The following is a 1,538-nucleotide window of genomic DNA, read 5'->3' on the forward strand; positions in this document are numbered from 1 at the left end:
GCTTTTCCTGGAATTCGCACCAGCACGTTGTTAACTCGACCCACTCCAAAGCCACCATCGCCAGGTTGCACGACTGTTTTAGTTTGAATTTCTGGTTGCAGTCCCATTGCTTGGAGTTGAGCCATCAGATACTCCCGCACGGCAGTATGAGCAGCAGAACCGATCGGATGTGGTGCTTGTGCGATCGCTTTTAAATGCGGCATGGCGCGATCGGCAGAAAATTCGGTCAGTGGTGCTGTTGTTGGGATGACATTGGGCGGCACCATTTGCCAGAGGGCGATCGCGACTGCGAATAAAATAATCCCCAGGATGACTAAGCGTTGGCTCCAATGGGTTTTGCCAAGCAGATTAGATTTCTGCATTGTCTGTTGACTCCTGATGAAATAACATTCATCACGGTACCTTTTTCCCTAGACATGGCCTTTCGATCGAGCTAGTCGATCGATGGTTTCTTCATGCCCAATGGTAAAGCTCAAACATGAATAACTTGTGAGGAATTATTTTGGAGGCAACTATAGCTTTTTTTGAAGAATGGGGCGATCTCTTGTCGGTATAACGGCTGGCGCGTCACCGGACGGCACTGCACTTTGCATCATAACCGATAGCGTATGCCTCCGTTCCGTGTGCACGCGCTTATTAGACAAGTGAAATTTAGTGTTCTGCATTATATGCCTCAAAATACTTCAATCTAAATTCCTGCCAAGCAGCATTATGATTCGTGAATATTATGGCTAGTAAGTGGACGATAAATATGAACATTAATTTTGTCTTTGAGTTCATAAAGCTGCTCAGCAATCGGTTTATACCCCGCAACGAGATTCTCTATATAGCTGTTCAGCACATCTGACATTTTCTTCCTAATACTCACGACAATCTCTGCCTCATCTGGGTTCAATGCGACACTTAAGTCTTTCGATCCGCTGGCATCAAAAAGATTCATCCTTATTAGAAACGGTAAGAGCTGGCCTTGCAATTCAAGCACATCGCGTACTGTTGATTCGAGAAGAGGGTAATACATTGAGCGAATGGTTGATATAGTCCTGAGCAATTCAATCTCAAGTTGAGGATCTCGAAGTAAAATTGATGCTTTTACAGCCGCAATACGAACATTCCCGAATAGCTCAATATCAAGGCTATGGAAATCAGCAGGCTTAAAATCATCAGATCCTGACTTTATTATCAAGTCACTGATACCAACTTGAAGAAAGTATTCCCATTTTTCAACACATATACGAAACTCTACAAGTTCTTTTTGCTCTTGACTGCGAAGATCTTGTTTAATAGATAGAGAACTTGCCACGAGTTTTTCTGCATTTGCAAGATAGCTTTTAAATCGATTTTCGGAGTTTGCAAAATAACTTTTAAGCCGATTCTCAAAATAATTTCTAAAAAGGTAGATAGCTACTGCTCCGATAACTATCCAAAGCGGCGTACTTTGTAATCCTTTTAGAATCTCTATCATACTTTTTTATGCAAATTGCATTTAGCAGCGGAGTTTCAAAGCATTGAGGTCTAACTATTATTAGGCGGAAACTTTC

General features: G+C 42.1%; 1 protein-coding gene and 1 pseudogene. Both read right to left on the bottom strand.

Translation table 11 applies throughout. From position 1 onward, the window contains the following. A pseudogene (locus RMO27_RS19565) lies at window positions 1-362 on the bottom strand (hypothetical protein); the annotation flags it as partial. A gap of 347 nt (window positions 363-709) precedes the next feature. Then, window positions 710-1,462: a hypothetical protein gene (locus RMO27_RS19570; RefSeq protein WP_309735673.1), complete on the bottom strand. Its 753-nt coding sequence runs from the start codon at window positions 1,460-1,462 to the stop codon at window positions 710-712. Window positions 1,463-1,538: the final 76 nt, after the last annotated feature.

The organism is Chamaesiphon sp. OTE_75_metabat_556 (assembly GCF_031378165.1).
Classification (GTDB): domain Bacteria; phylum Cyanobacteriota; class Cyanobacteriia; order Cyanobacteriales; family Chamaesiphonaceae; genus Chamaesiphon.